Genomic DNA, 19,205 nt, shown 5'->3' with positions numbered 1-19,205 from the left:
CAGGATCAAACTCTCAGGTTCGATACGACACCCAGGCCGAAACCCAAGCATCCATCGACGTGGTCCGCGTCCGCGGCACCAACTGTCCCAAGTGTTGTCCTCTTGGAAACTCTCGATGCACAGACACGAACCGTCTTTCGCCCTGCTCCCCCGGGTCCACCCCGAAGAAACCAGACCACAGTCCCGGCTTACAAAGCCGCCGCCTGCGCATCCCTTCTCGAACAATCTCGACAATGTCAAAGAACCGGACCTTGCAGACAAACCTGCCACCGAAGCTTTCGCCTCGATTGATTACCAGCAGGACGTCTGGAAGATCGGAGGGCGCGATGCGATCGACCGCGCCGAACGGACAAACAATCTAGCCAGTGTGAACGAAGGTGTCAACCACTTTTTTCGTCCGCTGCCGAACCGTCTGCCTCTTCCGAGGAAACCGCGTCCGGCCTTGCCACATTGTGCGCCGCCCCGGCCCTTCCGGAGCCGCCCGACCGTCGCCGGCCGGGAGCGGGTATGTAGCGGCTCGACCCGATCGTGTAAAGCCCTTTCGATGCCGTCCTCTTCATGTCACACAATGCATGCCCTCCAGCGGCCGGCGCGGAGGCCGCCCCTGGACAGACGCCCGGCCCTGTTCTATGTTTCGACTCGAAACACATCCCCCGACCCCACGAACCTGTCGAGGTGACAGCAGATGCGGCCGAGCGCGCGCGCGACCGCCGAGGTGATGGCGCAGGTGCTGCGCACCACATCGAGCCTTGCCTTCGCCGATGGCCTGAACCCTGCGCAATGGGCCGCGCTGCGCTATTTCGGCCAAGCGAGCCCGAGCGCGCGCAGCGTGGTGGCCTTCGCCCGCTACCACGGCACCACCAAGGGTACGGCCAGCCAGACCATCGCCGCCCTCTCCAAGAAAGGGCTCATCGAGCGCCACCGCAGCGAACGCGACCGCCGGAGCGTCAGCCTGGTCCTGACCCCGGCGGGCCGCGCCGCGCTGGACCATGATCCGCTCAACGAGATTGCCGAGGCGATCGCCGGCCTGCCCGAGTCCCATCACCTGGCGATCGCCGAGGCGCTGGATCAGATGCTGCGCACGTTGCTGGCCCGCCGGGCGCGCCGTACCCAGGTCCGGACGGTGGATGAGCAGGGCCTTCGCGCCGTGGGCGCCGACGACTGACACGGATGGTGCGTCATGGCGCCGCAGTCGGCTTCCGGTCACGGACGGCGTCGGGCTCCTGCCAAGCGCCGGACCTTGATCGCCTTCCGGTCCGAGGCTATCAAACCCAGGGACGGATCAAGGCCCTCACGCCCGACAGAACCGCGGATGCATCATGGATCGACCGGCTGAATGCACAGGACGGCGCGGCACTCCCGTAGCCCGGCCCGCACCCATGGTGATGTGATGGCGAACATCCTGGTCGTGGACGACTCGCCCGCGGTGACGGCGCTGCTCCGCGCCGTGCTCGAGGGCGCCGGCCACACGGTGCTGGAAGCCAACGACGGTGCCGGCGGACTGGCCGTCCTGTCCACGACGGCCGTGGATCTGGTGGTGCTCGACATGATGATGCCGGGCATGGATGGCGTCGAGACCGTCCGGCGTCTGCGTGGCGGGGGCAACCGGGTTCCGGTGATCGCGATGTCCGGCGGCACCGACGCCTTTCCCGCCGCCTACTCGCTCAAGATGTCGGAGATGTACGGCGCCGATCGGTTGCTCTACAAGCCGTTCGAGAACGACGAGCTGCTGGAGGCGGTCGACCAGCTCCTGGCCCGCTAGCCGCGCGGCCGGCATCGACGGCACCCGAAACGGGGCGTGAGCGACCATGCACGACATGCAGTTCCTCTACGACGTGATCGCCCTTCTGGTGGCGGCGATCATTGTGGTGCCTGTGTTCCAGGCCCTGCGCATCCCATCGGTGCTGGCCTATTTGTCGGCCGGCGCGATGCTCGGTCCGCACACGCCGGGCCCCGTGCTCGACCCGGAGGTGCCGCAGTTGCTGGCCGAGCTGGGCATCGTCTTCCTGTTGTTCGCCATCGGGCTGGAGCTGCCGCTGTCGCGCCTGCGCGCCATGCGGAAATACATCTTCGGACTCGGGCTGGCCCAGGTGATGGCGACGGCTGTGCTGATCGCGATTGCCGCCCACGCGCTGGGACTGCGGGCTGAGACGGCGATCGTGGTCGGCGGCCTGCTGTCCTTCTCCTCGACCGCCACGGTTCTGAAGATGCTGGTGGAACGGGGTGAAACGATGCGGCGGTTCGGCCGCGTCTCCGTTGCGGTGCTGATCTTCCAGGATCTGGCCGTGGTGCCGCTGCTGACGCTGCTGCCCTTGCTCGCCGGCGACGGGGCCGACATACCGGAAGCGCTGGGGCTGGCGGCGGTGAAGGCGCTCGCCGCCATCGGGGCGATCATGGTGCTGGGCCGCACGGTGGTGCGCCCGCTCTACCGCTTCGTGGCGTCGTCGGGCAACCCGGAGGTGTTCACCGCGACCAACCTGTGCCTGGTGCTGGTCGTCGGCTGGATCACGGCGGAAGCCGGCATGTCGATGGCGCTCGGCGCCTTCCTGGCGGGGCTCCTGCTTGCCGACACCGCATACCGTCACCAGGTCGAGGCCGACATCGAGCCGTTCCGCGGGCTGCTCCTCGGGCTGTTCTTCATGACGGTGGGAATGGCGCTCGACCTGCCCTTCATGCTCGACCGCTGGGCCACCGTCGTCGCCCTCACCGCGGCACTGCTTGCCGGCAAGACGCTGGTGCTCGTTCTGCTGGGCCACCTGTTCGGGCTGGGGCTGGCGAACGCCGTGCGCGTCGGGCTGATCCTGGCGCAGGGCGGGGAGTTCGCCTTCGTGGTGATCACCAAAGCGATGGCGCTGCAGCTCCTTCCCGGGCTCGACGGGCAGATTCTGACCAGCGTGGTGGCGCTGAGCATGGCGGTCACCCCGCTTCTCGCCTGGGCGGCCCACCGCACGGCCCGCCGCATCGAGGACCGGTGGGGTGCCGAGAGCTTCCGGCTGGAAACCAGCGACCTCAAATCCCACGTCCTGATCTGCGGCTACGGACGCGTCGGGCGGGCCATCGCGCGGGTGCTGGCTGCCCACGACATCCCCTTCATCGCCCTCGACCTCGACCCCAACCGCGTTGCCGCCGCTCGAAACCAGGGGCTGCCGGTCTATTACGGGGACGCCAGCCAGCCGGCGGTGCTGCGCGCCGCCGGCATCGACCGCGCCCGATCCGCGGTGGTCACGCTGAACCGGCCGGCCGCCGCCGAACGGGCGGTCCATGGCATCCGCGAACAGCGTCCGGATCTGCCGATCGTGTCGCGGTCCCACGATCTCGCCGGACGCGGGGCTCTGGAGAACGCCGGGGCCACCGCCGTGGTTCCGGAAACGCTGGAGGCGAGCCTGCAGATGGCGGGCCTGCTGCTGCGCAGCGCCGGCATGGAGCCCGCAGCGATCGACCGCAGCATCGACGGGTTCCGGGCCGGCCATTACGCCGCCCTGCGCGAGGCATCGCCCGTCGCCCCGTCGGCGGCATGACGGCCGGAGGCCGGCTTCCCGCGGAAGGTGATGAATTGTCCATATTTGTTGGTCGCACGCGGGTCCCGCCGGTGCTATCTATCGGCTGCACCCGGGGGACTTGAGGAAAATGCACGCGTTTGGTGTGGCGATGCCGTTCTGCCTGATCCGGACCGGAGCATGAGTCTGGCGCCGCCCCGAACGAGTCCGAAGCCGTTCCTGGCCGCCTACGGGCGGCGCCTGCTGCGCCTCGGCTCGATCCGCGGGGGTGGGCTGATCCTGTCCGACCTGTCGGCGCTGGTCTTCGCCTTCCTCGCCGGCGGCCTTCCGGTTCTGCTGTTCAGCAACTATTTCGCCGGTGACACCTACGCCGAGCTGTTCAGCGAGAACACGCCGCTGCGCGCGATCCAGCTGCTCGCCTTCACCGGCATGCTGGTGCTGTGGCTGTTCCACCGCGGGCATTACGGCCTGCGTGTGCCGTTCTGGACCGAGGTGCAGCACCTGGCCTATGGCTGCACCATGGCGCTGCTGGCCGACGGGTTCCTGCAATTCGCGTTGAAGAACGGCTTTTCCCGCCTGTGGCTGGTGCACACCTGGCTGCTGGCGGTGCCGCTGATCCTGCTGATGCGCCGCTGTATGCGCCTTCTGCTGCGCGCCGTCGGGCTGTGGGAGGTGCCGGCCTTCGTCGTCGGGACGTCGGCGCGCATCGACGACGCGGTGGAGCTGCTGCATTCGGAACGGTCGCTCGGCTACTCGGTCGCCGCGACGCAGACGCTGGAATCGCTGAAGGCGGCGTGGCCCGGCTCCTGGATGGAGGCCTGCCGGCGAGTGGGCGCGCAGATCGTGGTGCTCGCCGCCGACGATGCCGACATGGCGAATCACCGCGGGCTGATGAACGACCTGACGCTCGGCGGCATCCCCTACATCCACGTGCAGTCGCTGGGCGGCATGCCGGTGATCGCCGTGGAGTCGCACCATGTGCTGGGGCAGGACCTGCTGCTGATGTCGGCGCAGAGTCCCCTGTCCCGGCCCTTGGCGCGCAGCACCAAGACGGTGTTCGACTACGCCGGCGCCCTGGTGATCCTGACCTGCGCCCTGCCCGTCCTGGGTCTGGCGGCCCTGCTGATCCGCCGCGACGGCGGGCCGGTCTTCTACGCCCACACCCGGATCGGCAAGGACGGCGTGCCGTTCCGCTGCCTGAAATTCCGCACCATGGTCACCGACTCCGACGCGCGTCTGACCGAGCTGCTGGAACGGGATGCCGACGCCAGGGCGGAATGGGCCGCCGCCCGGAAGCTGCGCCGCGACCCGCGGGTGACGGCCGTGGGCGCCCTGCTGCGCGCCTACAGCCTCGACGAGCTGCCGCAGCTCGTCAACGTTCTGCGCGGCGAGATGAGCCTGGTCGGTCCGCGCCCCGTGACGGCGGAGGAGCTGGAGCGATTCGGGACCGACCGGCTCTTCTACACCCACACCCGGCCCGGCATCACCGGCCTGTGGCAGGTGAGTGGGCGCAGCGCCACCGACTTCGAGCGGCGGACGCAGCTCGACGCCTGGTACGTCAAGAACTGGTCGCTCTGGCTGGACGTCGTCATCCTGCTGCGCACCCTGCCGGCCGTGCTGAGCCGCCATGGCGCCTATTGACGGTGCCGGCCCGGGCGGCTGGCGCGCGCTCGCCGGGGAGCTGGCGAGGCTCGGCCGATGGCGGCTGGCCGGGGTGACGGCGCTGGTCGTGGTCTCGGCGGTGGCGGAGGGGGCGGGGCTGCTGCTGCTGCTGCCCCTGCTCGACCGCCTGGGGGTCACCGGCGGCGGGTCCGCGGCGCCCTGGCCGCTGTCCACGCTCGAAGGGGCGCTGGGGCTGTATGTGGTCGTGGTGGTGGCGGCGGCGCTGGTGATGCGGGCGCGGCTGCTTGCCGCGGCGCGCCTGCGGCTGGCCTTCACGGACGGGCTGCGCGACCGCCTGCACGCCGCCCTGCTCCGTATGGAATGGAGCGGCTTCCAGCGCCTGCGGCAGGCCGATCTCGTCCACACCGTGATCGGCGAGGTCGGGCGGGCGGCGATGATGGTGGAGTGGCTGGTCGCCGCCGGCGCGGCCCTGGTGACGATGCCGGTGCTGCTGGCGGTGGGCGGGATGCTGTCGCCGGAGATGATGGCGGCGACGCTGGCGGCCGTCGTGGTGGCGGCCCTGCTCTCCCGCCCGCTCGATCGGCGCAGCGCCGCGCTTGGCCGCGCCATGGGCGAGGCCGCGCGCGGGCTGCACGCCGAGCTGACCGAGGACCTGGGCGGGCTGCGGGTGATCCGCGCCTTCGGGGCGGAGGAGGCGCGGCGCTCGCGGTTCGCCGAGGGTATGCGCGAGCTGCGCGCCCGGCAGATCGACCATGTCGCCGCGGTCGCCACCAGCGGGGCCGGGCTGCGAGCCGGCGGCGCGGTGGCGGCGGCCGGCGGGATGGCGGTGGCGGTGCACGGGTTCGGCATGGCGGTCGCGGATTCGCTGGTCTTCGTGCTGGCCTTCGCCCGCTTGACCATGGCGGGGCTGCGGCTGCAGGAGATGCGACGGCACATCCTGTTCGCCCTGCCCGCGCTGGAGGGCGCCCTGGCGCTGCTGGAGCGCGCGGAGTCGGCGGCGGAGCCGCCGTCCGCCGCCGCGGCGCCATCCCTGGAGCGGGAGCTGCGGCTGGAGGGGGTGGCGGTGCGACACGCCGGGGCGGCGGCGCCGGCCCTGGCGGACATCGACCTCGCCATCCCCGCGCGCGGGGTGACGGCGGTGGTCGGCCCGTCGGGGGCAGGGAAGTCGACGTTGGCCGACCTGCTGCTGGGGCTGCTGCCCCCGGAACGGGGGTGGCTGCTGGCGGACGGGGTGGCGGTCGTGGGGGCGGCGCGTGGGGCGTGGCGGCGGACGGTGGGGTATGTGCCGCAGGATGCCTTCCTCTTCCACGACACGATCCGCGCCAACCTGCGGGTGGCGGACCCGGCGGCGGCGGACGCCGCGCTGTGGCGGGCGCTGGAGGATGCGGCGGCGGCCGAACTGGTGCGCGGCTTGCCCCACGGGCTCGAGTCGGTGGTGGGGGACCGGGGGGCGCGGCTGTCGGGCGGGGAGCGGCAGCGCATCACGCTGGCGCGCGCGCTGCTGCGCCGGCCGCGGCTGCTGATCCTGGACGAGGCGACGAGCGCGCTGGACGCGGAGAGCGAGCGCCGGGTGCAGGCCGCGCTGGAGCGGCTGCGCGGCACCGTCACCATCGTGGTCATCGCCCACCGGGCGGCGACCGTGCGGATGGCCGACCATGTGGTGGTGCTGGAGGGAGGGCGCGTCGCGGCGTCCGGCCCGTGGCAGGATGTGGCCGGGCGCACGCCCTGGCTGGCGTAGTGGCCCAAGTTGTGGCATGATCACATAGCCAAAAGACGCCATATCCACAGGGCAGATGCTATGGACATCCTCACCGCCGACGACTTCGCGCCGAAGGAGGGCATGGCCTTCCAGATGATCTTCGAGGTTGGCGACCCGCTCGACTTGGTCCTGGCCACCATCAGGAGGACCAAGGCGCATGATTTTCCGGGAAAGTCGCGCGATCCGTTCTCCCTGTTCTTCGAAGGAACGAAGGGGGTGCATTGCCCGCAGGGGATTTACCGGCTGCGCGACGAGACCGGCTGGCAGGTGGACGTGTTCCTGGTGCCGATCGGCGACAAGCCCGATGGCAGCTACATCTACCAGGCCGTGTTCAACTGACGGAGCGGGGCGCCGGGCCCCATCGGCCCGGCGCCCCCAAGGCGGTGCGGGTCAGCCGTGCCAGCGCATCAGCCGGTAGGGCCCGTGCTCCCCCTGCTCCACGAAGCCCAGGCGGTCGTAGAGGCGGCGGGCGGGGTTGAAGACCTCGACATGGATGCTGACGGTGCGGCCGCCGGCGCGTGCCTCGTCGAAGACCGATTCGATGATCGCGCGGCCCAGACCCTGGCTGCGCGCGGCGATCAGCAGGCCGATATCGACGATGCGGATGTCCGTAGGGTGGCCGCGGTAGAGGTAGAGGCGGCCGATCGGCTCGCCGGCGCGTTCGATCACCAGGAACTCCGCGTCGAAATAGGCGCGGGCGTAGTGATGGCGCTGGGCCTCGTACTGCTGGGCGAGGAAGCCGATCTTCTGCTCGTCGGTCCAGTCCCGGACGACGGCCAGCTCCTCCCACCGCATCTCGCAGTACAGGCGGCGGATGAAGGGGATGTCCTCCTCCGTCTCCAGCCGGAAGGAAAGTCCCAGCGCGGCCAGAGCCGCGCCGGGTGCGAAGATCGGCGCCGCGGGTCGCGCGGCGCCGGTGGTCATGGTCGTATCCATGGTGTCAGGGGAAGGACGGGTAAATGCCATCGGTGCAGATGCAGAAGTTCATCGCCAGGAAGGGCTGACGGTTCTCGTGCGTGCCGTTGCCGCCCACGCCAGAGATGGCATTGGGCGAGAAGTAGGTGTTCGGCGCGGCGTTCGAGAAGGACGTGCTGGCCTTGCTATTGACGATCACGAGGTTGGGAAGGGTCGTTGCGGACGGGGTGTTGGTCTGGCCCGTCGCCTGCCCGAACGTCTCGCCCCCCATGGTGTGGGTGTGGCTGGGGAGCTGCGACAGGTTCAACATCACCTTTTCCGCGCCGCTGGACTGGTTGAGCGCGGTGTAGGTGCCGTCCACCATCGTCGCGGCACCCATCGGCACCTGCGACTGGAGGTTCGGCACGTTGAACGCCGTGGGCGGCGAGCCGGTGGTGCCGTAGACGGGGCCGATCAGCGAGTACAGCGCCTGGTTCTGGGCCACCGGCAGGCTGCCGCCGTTGCAATAGGCCCAGTCCTGCGGCGCGTAGTCGAAGGCGAAGATGCGGATTTCACCGATGAAGGGATCCATGGTCGTCCTCCCGAATCACGGCTTGACGGGGTAGGTGCCGGTCACGCAGATGATGTAGTTCAGCGTGCGGCTGGGCATCAGGTTGTTGTGGGGCTGGCTGCCGCCGGACGCCGAAAGGGAGGCGGCGTTGAAGGTGAAGTCTTTGCCAGCCGCCGACTCCTGCATGTAGGGCGCGACGCCGGTGGGCGCGGTGCCCAGCAGCATGGTGGTGCCCGGCGTGTTGCCGGTGGCGTTGGTGGTGGTGGCGAACGCCATATGCTCGTGGACCGGCATCTGCGCTTCGGTCAGCGTCACCGTCGCCGTCCCGCCGGTCTGGGCGATCACCCGGGGCGTTCCCGGCTGGCCGTTGTTGGTGGCGGGGCCGGTGCCCATGTGCACCGGGACCCTCCCGCGCAGGTCGGGCAGGCCGAAATTCTTCACCCCGTCCCCACCGTAGCGGGAGCCGAGGATGGAGTAGAGCGCCTCGTTCCCCTGGATCGTCAGGAGGCTGCCGTCGCAAAACCGCCAGCCGTCGGGGCAGCGGGGAATCGACCAGATCTTGATTTCACCGATGTAAGCGTCCATCGCTTCTTCCTCCCGTCAGGAGATCGATCATAGGTGGCTGCGGGTCGCGGCCGGCCCTGTTCGGGGCATCCGATCACCGCGCCCGGTCACCACGGGCGCGATGGGTAATAGCCGAGCAGCGCGATGCAGAAGTTCAGCACCAGGAAGGGCTGCATGTTGCTGTGCGCCGCGTTGCCGCCCGTCTCGCTCATGATCTTCGGGTTCAGCGCCACCAGGGGCGGGTTCACAACACCGGAGACGTTGGTGAAGATGTTGCCCGCCGCCTGCGCATACAGGTTGCCGCCCGGAACCAGATTGTTTGCGGCCGCGTTCACAGCCTGCCACATGTGGTTGTGCGCCGGGATCTGCGTGGCGGTTAGCGCCACCGTCTCGGTGCCGTCCTTCTGGCCCATGTTGTAATGGGTGTACCCGCCGATGGTCGCGGAGTTGGTGTACTGCCCGACGGGGGTCCGCCCGCGCAGGTCCGGCAGGCTGAAGTTCTGGGTGTCCTTGCCGTAATAGTTGCCGATCAGTGAGAAGAGCGCGGCGTTCTGCTGGATCGGCAACGACTGGCCGTTGCACTGCGCCCAACCCTGTGGCGCGTAATCGAAGGCGTTGATTCGGATCTCTCCGATGAACGGATCGGTCATGGCGTCCTCCTTCCCCAAGCCCGTGGGGCACCACCCGGAGTGGGTATGCCGCCACGCGGGAGCACACCAGAGCACGCAAAAGTGTTGAAGCATTTTCGCGTTCTTGATGCAATTTCACTGGGTTTGTCGCATGTGTCCATACTGTGGTATGCGCGTTTACCCTGATGCATAGTGGTTCCGGATGTCTTGCAGCCAAGCATTGCCGAACACATATGCGACTCGGGTGGTACGGCATAGGCGGACGCGCGGGGGCTGTGCCATGGCCACGCCCCCGACACGCACGCATCCCGTCCCATCGACGACCTCGCACATGCGGCAGGCGACGCGAGCAATCCACGCAATTGCGGCTACCTCGCCGGGAACAACCTGGGCTATGGTCGCGGCACCATGCCGATCACCCCTTCATCACTTTCGAAGGACACGATGCCGATCCACGACCACACCCTGTGCGGATGGCGTGTGGCGAGCTCTCTGCCGCTTCCCGACCTGCTGCCGTGGACCGGCGACGACCGGGCACCCGACCTGATCGTCAACGTGGGTGCGGTGCCCGAACGGCTGGACGATCCCACGATCGACCTTCCGCTGCTCCAGATCGATGCCAACGGCACCTGCCGATTCGCCATGCCGGGTGTCGCCACCTATTTGATCGATCCGACCGGGCATCGTGTGATCGTCGAACCCGTGCTGCCGGCGGATGCGCCCGACATCCGCGTGTTCCTTCTGGGCACGGTGTTCGGCATCCTGTGCTACCGTCGCGGGTTGCTGCCGCTGCACGCCAGTTGCGTGCGGGTCGGCGGCGGAGCCGTGGCTCTGGCCGGAGCCTCCGGAATCGGCAAGTCGACGCTGGCCGCGTCGCTGCTGCGCCGCGGACACATGATCCTTGCCGACGACGTGACCGTCATCGACACGTCGGATCCCGCGGGGCCGAGGGTGCTGCCCGGCTTTCCCCGGCTCAAGCTCTGGCGCGACGCCATGGACCGTCTGCAGCTTTCACCGGCCGGGCTGGAGCGCACCCGCAGCGAACTCGCCAAGTTCCATGTGCCCGTGGCCGAGGGGTTCTGTGCTCAACCCCTGCCGCTGACGGCGGTGTTCCACCTCGATCCCGACACCCTCCCTCCCGGTGGCACGCTGCGCCGCCTGCGCGGCCCGGAGGCGGTGGTAAGGGTCGAGCGCGATCTCTACCGCCGCGGCACGATGGTGAAAATGGGCTTGTCGGCGCAGGCTCTGGGTTCCGCGGTGGCGGTGGTGGGCGTTCCCGGCGGAACCTGGCTCGTCCCGCATCGCCACGAACCGGGCGGTCTGGAGGACAGCATCGCCGGCATACTCGAACGGCTGACGGCATGAGCGGCTTCTACTGGATCGCCTCCTACCCGAAATCGGGCAACACGTGGGTCAGGCTCGCCCTTTCCGCCCTGATCCACGCCGACACGCCCTCCCCCTCGATGAACGGGTCCAGATTTGCGCCGAACGCCAGCCGGCGTTCCGACATCGAAGACGGGCTGGACGTCGAAACGGGCGATCTGACGCCGGATGAGGTGCGGGCTCTTCGCCCGGCGGCGTATCGCGCCCTCGCGCAGACATCGAAGCATCCCCTGTTCCGGAAGGTGCACGATGCGTGGTCGGCAACGGAGACGGAAGGCCCGCTTTTTCCTCCCGAAGCGACGCTCGGCACCATCCATATCGTCCGTGACCCGCGCGACGTCGCCGTCTCATGGGCGCACTTCGCGGCGATCGACGTGGATGCGGCGATCGCCATCCTGTGCGACCCGTCCACCATCATCAGACCGCATCCACCCCGTGTCGCTCTGACCGTGCCGCAATGGCTGTCGTGTTGGAGCGGGCACGCCCGGAGCTGGATGGACGCACCGGGCCGCCCGGGCTGTCTGTTGCGCTACGAGGACCTGCTGGCCGATCCCGCGACCGCCCTGGCCCGCATCGCCACCTATGCCGGAATCCCGCACGATGAGACCAGGATAAGGAACGCCATCGACGCGACCCGTTTCGACGCCCTGCGCCGGCAGGAGGCGGAGCATGGCTTCAACGGAGGACAAGCACCGGGCCGTGCCTTTTTCCGCGCCGGGCGTTCCGGTGACTGGCGCCACCTCCTGTCCGACGAACAGGTCGAACGAATCTGCACCACCCACCGGGAGATGATGCAGCGGCTCGGATACAACGAATCCGGATGCTCTTGAAGTCGGATTTCCACCGTGCTAGGAACAACTACCAATTTGTCGTGGGTGGACGAGTCATGGATCGCGACGTTCAGGATTGCGGGCAGAACGAACTCCACGGGAGCCATCGTCGGGTGTGGCGGGCGCCGGCTCTTACCGAGTACGACATCGTGGCCAGCACCGAAATTACGAACTGTGGTTCCGGATCCGATGGCGTCATCTGCCAAACCGCGGGGGGATCGTAGCCATAGCGGCGGAAAGGAGTGGCGTATCTCGGCCCTCGGCCCGGGTATGGCTTCACGGGCCTTTGCCGGTTTGACGTGAACGGCCCCGGCGGCCCGGATGACCGTGTTTTTTCCGTGCTGTCCGCCGACGGAATGCCCCGCCCGCTGCGGATCGGCCCCATCGGGATCGTCGGCACGCCCCGTCCGATCCAGTGTTCCCCGGACAGCCTACTCGCCATTACCGGCCATATCGACAACGCCGGCGACCTCCGCCGGGCTCTCGTCGGTACGGCCGAGCGGGCGGGCGACGATGCACCGCTCGTCGTCGAAGCGTTGAAACGCTGGGGTTCCGATGCCCCGGCGCGGTTCCGGGGCACGATCGCCCTGGCCTTTTGGGAGGGCAGGTCCGGGCGTCTGCTGCTCGCCGGGGATGCCCTTGGCCTGCGGACCGTGTTCCACACCCGCATCGACGGCGCCGTGGCCTTCTCCACCAGCCTGCGCGCGCTGCTCGCCCTGCCCGGCGTGCCGCGGGACCTGGACGAGGCGTATCTCGCCGCCTTCCTGTCCGACGTGGTGCCGGAGCCGGACGCCACCGTCTACGCCGCCATCCGGCGTGTGCCGGCCGCCTGCACCGTCGCCTTCGGCCGCGACGGGTCGGCGAGCGTCCACCGGTACTGGAGCCCGGACCGGGGCCGCCGCATCCGCCACCGCCGCGACGCCGACTATGTGGAGGAGGCGCGCGCCCTGCTGGACCAGGCCGTGCGGCGGCAACTGCATGGACCCGGCCCGGTCGTCTGCCAGTTGAGCGCCGGATTCGACTCGGGCGCGGTGGCTTCGACCGCCGCCCGGCTGCTGGCACCCGCCACCGTGCACGCGCTCACCGTCGCCCCACCCGACGGCGTGCCGCGGTTCGAGCGCCCGTCGGTGATCAGCGACGAGCGCGCCGCCGCCGCCGCGGTCGCGCGCATGCACCCGAACATGGTGTGGGAGGCCGTCTCCTCCCCCACCCTGCACCCGCTCGACGAGAACCCCCTGCGCCTTTTCCTGCCGCTGGGCATGCCCTGCCGCAACGTGATGAACATCGGCTGGTTCGCCCCGTCGCTGGACCGCGCCCGCGCGCTGGGCGCCCGCGCGATGCTCGGCGGCTTCCTGGGCAACATGACGCTGAGTTGGGACGGCCTGTGCGGCCTTGCCTCCATGGCGCGGCGCGGCGACTGGCTGCGGTTTTGGCGGGAAGCGGCCGCGCTTGGGCGCCGGCGTGGCCTGTCCACCGCCGCGGTGCTTCGGCGGTACGGGCTGAAGCCGCTGTTGCCGCCGCGCGTGCAGTGCTGGCTGGACGACCGCCGCGGCATGCCCCGGCCGGAGAGCGAGCGGTTCAGTGCCATCCACCCCGATTTTGCGCACGACACCGGCATGGCCGGGCGGCGGCTGTCGATGGGCCACGACTACCCCGGCGACACCGACGCCATGCGCCGCCGCTGGCTGAGCCGCGTCCAGACCCTGCCGCCGCTGATGGGACCGCTCGGCGAGCTGTTCGGGGTGGAACTGCGCGACCCCACCGCCGACCTGGACCTGCTGGAATTCTGCTTCGCCGTGCCGGACGAGCAGTATCTGCGCGACGGCACCACACGCTGGCTCGCCCGCCGCGTGCTGGCCGACCGGCTGCCGCCGGAGGTGCTGGGCGAGACGCGCCGCGGCCTCCAGTGCCCGGAGTTCCTGCACCGCATGACGCTCCAGCGCGACGCGATCGTGGAGGGGGTGGAAATGCTGGAGCGTTCGCCGCTCGCCACCCGCGTGCTGGACGTGGCGCGCATGAAGCGGCTGGCGGCCGACTGGCCGACCGACGCGGCGACGGCGGGGCTCGGGGACTATCGCGCCGTGCTCGACCGCGGTCTCCACGTCGGGCGGTTCCTGCGCTGGATCGAAGGGGGGAACCAGTGACGCGGTTGATCCTGTGGGCGATGCTGGGGCTGCTGCTGGCCGTCGGAACCCTGCTGGCGCTGGAACCCAAGGCGCGCGCCTTCGCCCGTCACGCGGTCGACCGGGTGGTTCAGAAGGGCCAGGACCTGATCGACCCGCCGCAGAGCGTGGAGGCGCTCCGTCCCCGCCTGTTCGACGCCGGCACCGCCGTGGTGATCGGCCCGCCCGACGCGGGGGAGGCGGCGACCATCGTGGCCTTCATCGACTACAACTGCGTCTTCTGCCGCCGGCAGTTCCAGGTCTTCGAAGCCATGGCGGCGGAGGGCCGGGCGCCGCGCGTGATTCTGCGCCACCTGCCGCACACATTGGATTCGATCGCGCTGGCCCAGGCCATGCTGGCAGCCCGACGCCAGGGCCGGGAGGCGGCCCTGCACCGCGCGATGGCGTCGGCCGAAAGGCCGCTCGGCCCCGGCGACCTTCCGGCGCTTGCCGCCGCCGCCGGGCTGGACGCGGAGCGGCTGCGCGCCGACGCCGCCGCTCCCGAGACCGAGGCTCTGCTCGACGCCGACGTCAGGATGGCCTGGAACCTGCGCATCCGCAGCACCCCGACCATGATCCTTGCCGGCAGCGTCCGCCGCGGCGTGCACGACGGCGACCGCATCGCGGCGCTGCTGTCGGGAGCCTCGCAGCCCTGAGACCACCGGGCCGCGTCCTCCGTCCCTCACTTCCCTTGCGGACGGAACGCCGCGATCGGCGTCATGCCCGCCGCAGCCGCCCCGCCGCACACGGTGCCGCCGGCCGCGGTCACCCAAGCGTGCGCCCGAAAGTCGCGCCTGTCACCGGTCGCCACGCCGATGCACAGGTGCGAGGGCACACCACGCCGGCGCAGCATGAGCGACGCCGCAAGCGCCTGCTCCAGGCAGGCAGGCCGCCAGGGAAGACGGCGCGCCGCCGCCTCGACCGACCGGCCGACAGCCGCCGCCGTCGCATCCACCGTGGGCGGCGGGCAGGCCTGCACCGACGCCTCCACCCGGCCCGCCAGCCGGGCAACCAGGCGGAACGGCAGGACTGCGAGGACGACGCCGACCACGGTCAGCGCCATGACCGCTTCCACCACACGCAGGCGGTGGGCGGCCCGGATCACCCGGCAACCTCGATGAGGCCACGGTCGGCCATGCGGCGGAGAAGGTCGAGCACATCGCGCTCGATCACCTCGGGCGCCCCGTCATAATCGGCGGCAAGGGCGGCGCACAGGTCACGGACGCGGACCGGATTCTCAATGCGGCGCCAGACATCGGCGCCGATGACGTCCAGGCCGAAGTAGCGGCCCAGTTCGACGCTCATCAGAACCACCTCGCCATCCACTTCGGCGGCCAAAGGGCCACGGCTTTGAAGCACGGTGGAGGACGGGCCCACCGTCCGATCGACAACCACGACGCACTCTCCCGCAGACGGACACGCGATGGTGGTCTCTATCATCCAATCGACTGCCCGGCAAGGTCGCCTATTTCTCGGGCGCCCACCATTTGGGCGGAGGGCCGTCGAAGGCCGGCTTGCGCTCCGCCGGCTCCCCATCGCCGGCGACGTCGGCCAGAAGGCGCGAGCGTGCCACGGAGCGGGGCGGTGATTCCCCCTTGGCGGCGCGATGGTGGTTGAGCGCGGTCAGGAAGCCCGTCGCGGCCTTGGCACGACGCGGTGGCGGCGGCGAACGGTCAATGGTCGGCCGGTCACCGCGCTCCTGATCGGCCAGGACCAGCGCACGGTCGGCGATGCGGCGCCGGAATTCCACATCCAGTGCATCGAAGGCGGCGGACGCCAGATCCAACTCCTCGTCGGACGAATCGTCGATGGCCTTTTCCAGAAAGCCGGTGAGGAGCCGGAACTCGACAACGCCCGGCACCCGCTCACGGCGCACGGCTTCCGCGAGAACCCGGATCGCGCGCAGCCCCTGCTGATCGAACTGTCCGGTGGTCATCGATACGTTGCGCCATTAACCAAGAGAAACCTCCAAATATCGCGTTCAAGGGACTCCGTCAACGGGTGCGACACCGATGTCACGGGCATAGTTGCACTCATGCCACAGTTTCCGCACCGAATGCCCGGAGCGCCGCCATGGTGGCCTGCAGCTCACCGTCCAGCCGACCGCCCAATCGTGGCAGGTCGTCCGGCGACGCCGTCTCGATCCGGGCGGCGAGCCGGGCCAGCCGCGCCGCGCCGATGCTTCCCGCAGCCCCTTTCAGCGCGTGGGCCGGAGGGCGCGGGCCCGAGCCGTCCTCGATCGCGGTGCGGATGTCGGCCGCCAGATCGGCCGCGCTGCGTTCGAAGGTGTCCAGCGCCACCACCCAGACGGCGGGACCGACCGCGTCGAACACGCTGCGCGTCTGGACCTCGTCGAGGGGCGGCCCGTCCACAGGCGAGCCGGCGACCGGCGGCGGCGGCTCCCACGCCGGTGCCGACGGACCGGCTACGCGGGCCAGGGTCGCCAGCAGGATCGACGGGTTGACCGGTTTCGTCAGATAGTCGGTCATTCCGTCGGCCAGCAGAGCCTCCCGATGGCCCTTCATCGCGTTGGCGGTCAGCGCCACGATCGGCACCGCGCCCGCCGGACCGGGCAGAGCGCGGATGCGGCGCGTCGCCTCCGGACCGTCCAGGGTGGGCATCTGCACATCCATCAGCAGCGCGTCGAAGCCGCCGCGGGCCGCCGCCTCCAGCGCCTTCAGCCCGTCGTCGACGGCGGTCACCCTGTGGCCGGCGCGTTCGAGGATCGCGGTGACGATGCTGCGGCTCACCTCGTTGTCCTCCGCCACCAGGACCGACAGCGACCGGTTCGCCACGACGGCCGGCTCGGCCGGCGCCTCGGCCGCGGCGGTGGCGGGCCGGCAGGGAATGGTGAGATGGAAGACGCTGCCCTCCCCTTCCACGCTGTCGACACCGATGTCGCCGCCGAGCAGCGTCGTCAGTTCCCGGCAGATGGCGAGCCCCAGCCCGGTGCCGCCGAACCGTCGGGTGGTCGAGCCGTCGCCCTGGGTGAAGCGCTGGAACAGCCGGGGCCGGAGGTCGTCCGGGATGCCGATGCCCGTGTCGGCCACCGAAAGCCGCAGCAGCAGGCCGCCGTCCCCGCCCGTCCCGGCACGCTCGGCCCGGACCTCCACGCTGCCGGCCGGGGTGAACTTGATCGCGTTCCCGATCAGGTTGATCAGGATCTGGCGCAGCCGGACGGGATCGGACCGCAAGCGGGCCGGCACTCCCTCCCCGATCCCCCACCCAAGGGACAGCGACTTGTCGATGGCCAGCGGGCGCAGCAGGTCCACCACGTCGCGCAGGAGCTGGCGGAGGTCGAAATCGACCGGCTCGATCGCTATGCGGCCGGCCTCCAGCTTCGACAGGTCGAGCACGTCGTCGATGATCTGCTGGAGACCGGCGCCCGAGCGGCGGGCGATGTCGATCAGGTGGCGCTGCCCGGCGTCCAGGTTCGGCCCCTCCAAAAGTTCGAGGGCGCCGAGGATGCCGTTCATCGGCGTGCGGATCTCGTGGCTCATGGTCGCCAGGAACTCGCCCTTCAGCCGGTTGGCGCGGTCGGCCGAGTCGCGGGCCTGCCGCAGATCGTCCTCGATCTGCTTCTGGGCCGTGATGTCGCGGATGATCCCGGTCACCAGCCGGCGGTCATCGACCCGCCAGCTCGCCAGAACCATCTCCAGGGGAAAGGCCGAGCCATCGCCGCGGCGGCCGGTGGTCTCCAGCCGGGCGTCGGCGCCCCGCTCCATGACGGCCCGTACGGCGTCCATGATCGCCGGCACCAGAGTCGTGACGCGGCTCCCCACCACATCGGCGGCGGTGTATCCGAAAAGCCGTTCGGCCGCCGGATTCACGCCGTCGATGATGCCGGACCGGTCGAAGGTGAGGATGGGCTGCCCCACCGCATCGACCATGCGGCGGTAGCGCGTCTCACTCGCCAGCAGCCTCTCCTCGGCCATCTTGCGCTCGGTGATGTCGGTGGCGGAGCCGCGGTATCCCAGGAACCGGCCGGACTCGCCGAAGATCGGCCGTCCGCTCACGCTGAACACCCGTTCGCCGGCGGCCAGCCGCGCCCGGTATTCGAAACTCCGGAAAGGACGGTGCTCGGCCAGAATGCGATGGTGATCCTCCCATTTGGCGTCGTCGCCGGCTTCGCGGACGGCCACCTCCTGGCGGGTGCAGCCGATCAGGCTTCGACCCTTCGACAGTTCCGGCGCGAGCGGCCCGGTCAGGTTGGTGAAGCGGAGGTCGGGACCCATTTCCCAGAACCAGTCCGACGCCGTCTCCGCCACGTCGCGGAAGCGCTGCTCGCTCTCCCGCAACCGCCCTTCCGTCTCACGCGCCATCGCCTGGGCCATCGCCTGCCGTGCGGATTGGCGGGCGGCCAGCCAGGCCAGTGCCAGGAGGGCCGCCGTGCAGGCGGCCACCGACCCCAGATAGATCGTGCGCCGGGTCAGCAGATCGGCGTCGAAGGCGCTCTCGGAAAAGCTGGCGATGACCATCAGCGGGTGGTTCGGGAGGGTGCGGAAGGCGATCAGCCGCCGCTTCCGGTCCGCCGGGCCGGTGGTCCTGGTGAAGCCCGTGCCCTGCCGGCGCGCGATGGTCATCAGTTCGCTGTCGCCGAGATCGGCACCGATCGACAGATCATCGATGCCGGACTGCGCGCGCAGGATGCCGTCCAGCCCGATGATGGCGATGGCACCGCCATCCCCGACGTCCAGCTCCTGGAAGGTCCGGCTGAAGTAGAAGGGGTCGATGGACGCCACCAGCACCCCGCCGAAATCACCGTCCCCCGTCTCGATGGCGCGCGTCAGCTGGAGGGACCAGCGGCCGGACGTCCGGCCGAAGACAGGCTTGCTGATGAAGAGGCCGCGCGCGGGGTTCTCGCGCTGGACACGGAAATGCTCGCGGTCGGACAGATTGATCCGCGCCGGGGCCGAATCGACGCTGGTCTGCGCCAGCCGCCCGTCGGCATCGACGATCGAGAGCTGCACCAGCACGTCGGAGCGCCCCTTCGCCTCGCGCATCACCTCTCGCAGGTTGGGGTGCCAATGGCCGAACTTGCGGATGTCGTAACCGACGTAGCGCAGGATCTGATCGGCCTCGGAGATCACCCGCTCCGTCTGCTCGGCGATGATGCGCGCGAGGTTGCCGGTGTCGCGCTCGGCCCGCGCCGCCGCCTGACGTTCGCCGGAGACGATCAGCAGCAGCGCGAGCCCCCAGAGTGCCGCCACGATGGCCGCGGTTCCAGCCCATATCGCCACCGCGAAGCGTCGATGTCCCCTGTCCTGATCCACCATGCCCCTGCCGACACCCC

Annotated in this window: 18 protein-coding genes; 10 read left to right on the top strand and 8 right to left on the bottom strand. The window is 69.9% G+C overall.

From position 1 onward, the window contains the following. Positions 1-685: 685 nt before the first annotated feature. The 6 genes from HL658_RS28275 (at position 686) to HL658_RS28250 (ending at position 7,218) form a co-directional block, all read left to right on the top strand. On the top strand, positions 686-1,165 hold the full coding sequence (locus HL658_RS28275; protein ID WP_180285603.1) for a MarR family winged helix-turn-helix transcriptional regulator: 480 nt from the start codon (positions 686-688) through the stop codon (positions 1,163-1,165). A 225-nt stretch (positions 1,166-1,390) separates the two neighbouring features. After that, on the top strand, positions 1,391-1,762 hold the full coding sequence (locus HL658_RS28270; protein WP_180285604.1) for a response regulator transcription factor: 372 nt from the start codon (positions 1,391-1,393) through the stop codon (positions 1,760-1,762). A 46-nt stretch (positions 1,763-1,808) separates the two neighbouring features. Next, the gene (locus tag HL658_RS28265; protein WP_180285605.1) at positions 1,809-3,518 is read left to right on the top strand and encodes a monovalent cation:proton antiporter-2 (CPA2) family protein; all 1,710 of its coding nucleotides are present in this window, start codon (positions 1,809-1,811) and stop codon (positions 3,516-3,518) included. 159 nt (positions 3,519-3,677) lie between these two features. Beyond that, a complete protein-coding gene (wbaP, locus tag HL658_RS28260; protein ID WP_180285606.1) occupies positions 3,678-5,138 on the top strand; it encodes an undecaprenyl-phosphate galactose phosphotransferase WbaP in 1,461 nt (486 codons plus the stop codon). Beyond that, on the top strand, positions 5,125-6,858 hold the full coding sequence (locus tag HL658_RS28255; RefSeq protein ID WP_180285607.1) for an ATP-binding cassette domain-containing protein: 1,734 nt from the start codon (positions 5,125-5,127) through the stop codon (positions 6,856-6,858). The genes wbaP and HL658_RS28255 overlap by 14 nt, the downstream gene beginning before the upstream one ends. A 60-nt stretch (positions 6,859-6,918) precedes the next feature. Then, positions 6,919-7,218 carry a DUF6916 family protein gene (locus tag HL658_RS28250; protein ID WP_180285608.1) on the top strand — a complete coding sequence of 100 codons (300 nt, stop codon included), beginning with the start codon at positions 6,919-6,921 and terminating at the stop codon, positions 7,216-7,218. 51 nt (positions 7,219-7,269) lie between these two features. On the opposite strand, the gene HL658_RS28245 is transcribed toward HL658_RS28250, so the two are convergent. From HL658_RS28245 to HL658_RS28230, 4 genes are all read right to left on the bottom strand, one after another. After that, complete coding sequence (locus HL658_RS28245) at positions 7,270-7,803, bottom strand: GNAT family N-acetyltransferase (protein ID WP_180285609.1); 534 nt, start codon at positions 7,801-7,803, stop codon at positions 7,270-7,272. 16 nt (positions 7,804-7,819) lie between these two features. Continuing rightward, complete coding sequence (locus HL658_RS28240; RefSeq protein WP_180285610.1) at positions 7,820-8,365, bottom strand: phage tail protein; 546 nt, start codon at positions 8,363-8,365, stop codon at positions 7,820-7,822. Between the two features lie 15 nt (positions 8,366-8,380). Then, on the bottom strand, positions 8,381-8,929 hold the full coding sequence (locus HL658_RS28235; protein WP_180285611.1) for a phage tail protein: 549 nt from the start codon (positions 8,927-8,929) through the stop codon (positions 8,381-8,383). An 86-nt stretch (positions 8,930-9,015) separates the two neighbouring features. Next, positions 9,016-9,558, bottom strand: coding sequence for a phage tail protein (locus HL658_RS28230; protein WP_180285612.1), 543 nt, complete (start codon positions 9,556-9,558; stop codon positions 9,016-9,018). Positions 9,559-9,981: 423 nt separating this feature from the next. Here HL658_RS28230 and HL658_RS28225 point away from each other — a divergent pair, with 423 nt between their 5' ends. The 4 genes from HL658_RS28225 to HL658_RS28210 all read left to right on the top strand — a co-directional run bounded on the left by HL658_RS28225 (position 9,982) and on the right by HL658_RS28210 (position 14,568). Beyond that, on the top strand, positions 9,982-10,902 hold the full coding sequence (locus tag HL658_RS28225; RefSeq protein ID WP_180285613.1) for a phosphoenolpyruvate carboxykinase (ATP): 921 nt from the start codon (positions 9,982-9,984) through the stop codon (positions 10,900-10,902). Further along, the gene (locus HL658_RS28220; RefSeq protein WP_180285614.1) at positions 10,899-11,750 is read left to right on the top strand and encodes a sulfotransferase domain-containing protein; all 852 of its coding nucleotides are present in this window, start codon (positions 10,899-10,901) and stop codon (positions 11,748-11,750) included. The genes HL658_RS28225 and HL658_RS28220 overlap by 4 nt, the downstream gene beginning before the upstream one ends. Before the next feature lie 356 nt (positions 11,751-12,106). Then, on the top strand, positions 12,107-13,894 hold the full coding sequence (locus tag HL658_RS28215; protein ID WP_180285615.1) for an asparagine synthase-related protein: 1,788 nt from the start codon (positions 12,107-12,109) through the stop codon (positions 13,892-13,894). Then, positions 13,891-14,568 carry a DsbA family protein gene (locus HL658_RS28210; protein ID WP_180285616.1) on the top strand — a complete coding sequence of 226 codons (678 nt, stop codon included), beginning with the start codon at positions 13,891-13,893 and terminating at the stop codon, positions 14,566-14,568. Before HL658_RS28215 ends, HL658_RS28210 begins: the two co-directional genes overlap by 4 nt. A 26-nt stretch (positions 14,569-14,594) precedes the next feature. Here HL658_RS28210 and HL658_RS28205 read toward each other — a convergent pair whose 3' ends face one another. The 4 genes from HL658_RS28205 to HL658_RS28190 all read right to left on the bottom strand — a co-directional run bounded on the left by HL658_RS28205 (position 14,595) and on the right by HL658_RS28190 (position 19,122). Continuing rightward, on the bottom strand, positions 14,595-14,987 hold the full coding sequence (locus HL658_RS28205) for a lasso peptide biosynthesis B2 protein (RefSeq protein ID WP_343055375.1): 393 nt from the start codon (positions 14,985-14,987) through the stop codon (positions 14,595-14,597). Positions 14,988-15,013: 26 nt separating this feature from the next. Further along, positions 15,014-15,217, bottom strand: a complete 204-nt coding sequence (locus HL658_RS37390; RefSeq protein WP_246337975.1) for a PqqD family protein — start codon at positions 15,215-15,217, stop codon at positions 15,014-15,016. A gap of 160 nt (positions 15,218-15,377) precedes the next feature. Continuing rightward, positions 15,378-15,848, bottom strand: a complete 471-nt coding sequence (locus HL658_RS28195) for a hypothetical protein (RefSeq protein ID WP_180285619.1) — start codon at positions 15,846-15,848, stop codon at positions 15,378-15,380. A gap of 97 nt (positions 15,849-15,945) precedes the next feature. After that, the gene (locus tag HL658_RS28190) at positions 15,946-19,122 is read right to left on the bottom strand and encodes a PAS domain S-box protein (RefSeq protein WP_180285620.1); all 3,177 of its coding nucleotides are present in this window, start codon (positions 19,120-19,122) and stop codon (positions 15,946-15,948) included. Positions 19,123-19,205: the final 83 nt, after the last annotated feature.

The sequence above is a fragment of the Azospirillum oleiclasticum genome (genome assembly GCF_013423485.1).
GTDB lineage: Bacteria > Pseudomonadota > Alphaproteobacteria > Azospirillales > Azospirillaceae > Azospirillum > Azospirillum oleiclasticum.
This window is presented reverse-complemented; position numbering and strand designations above follow the sequence as displayed.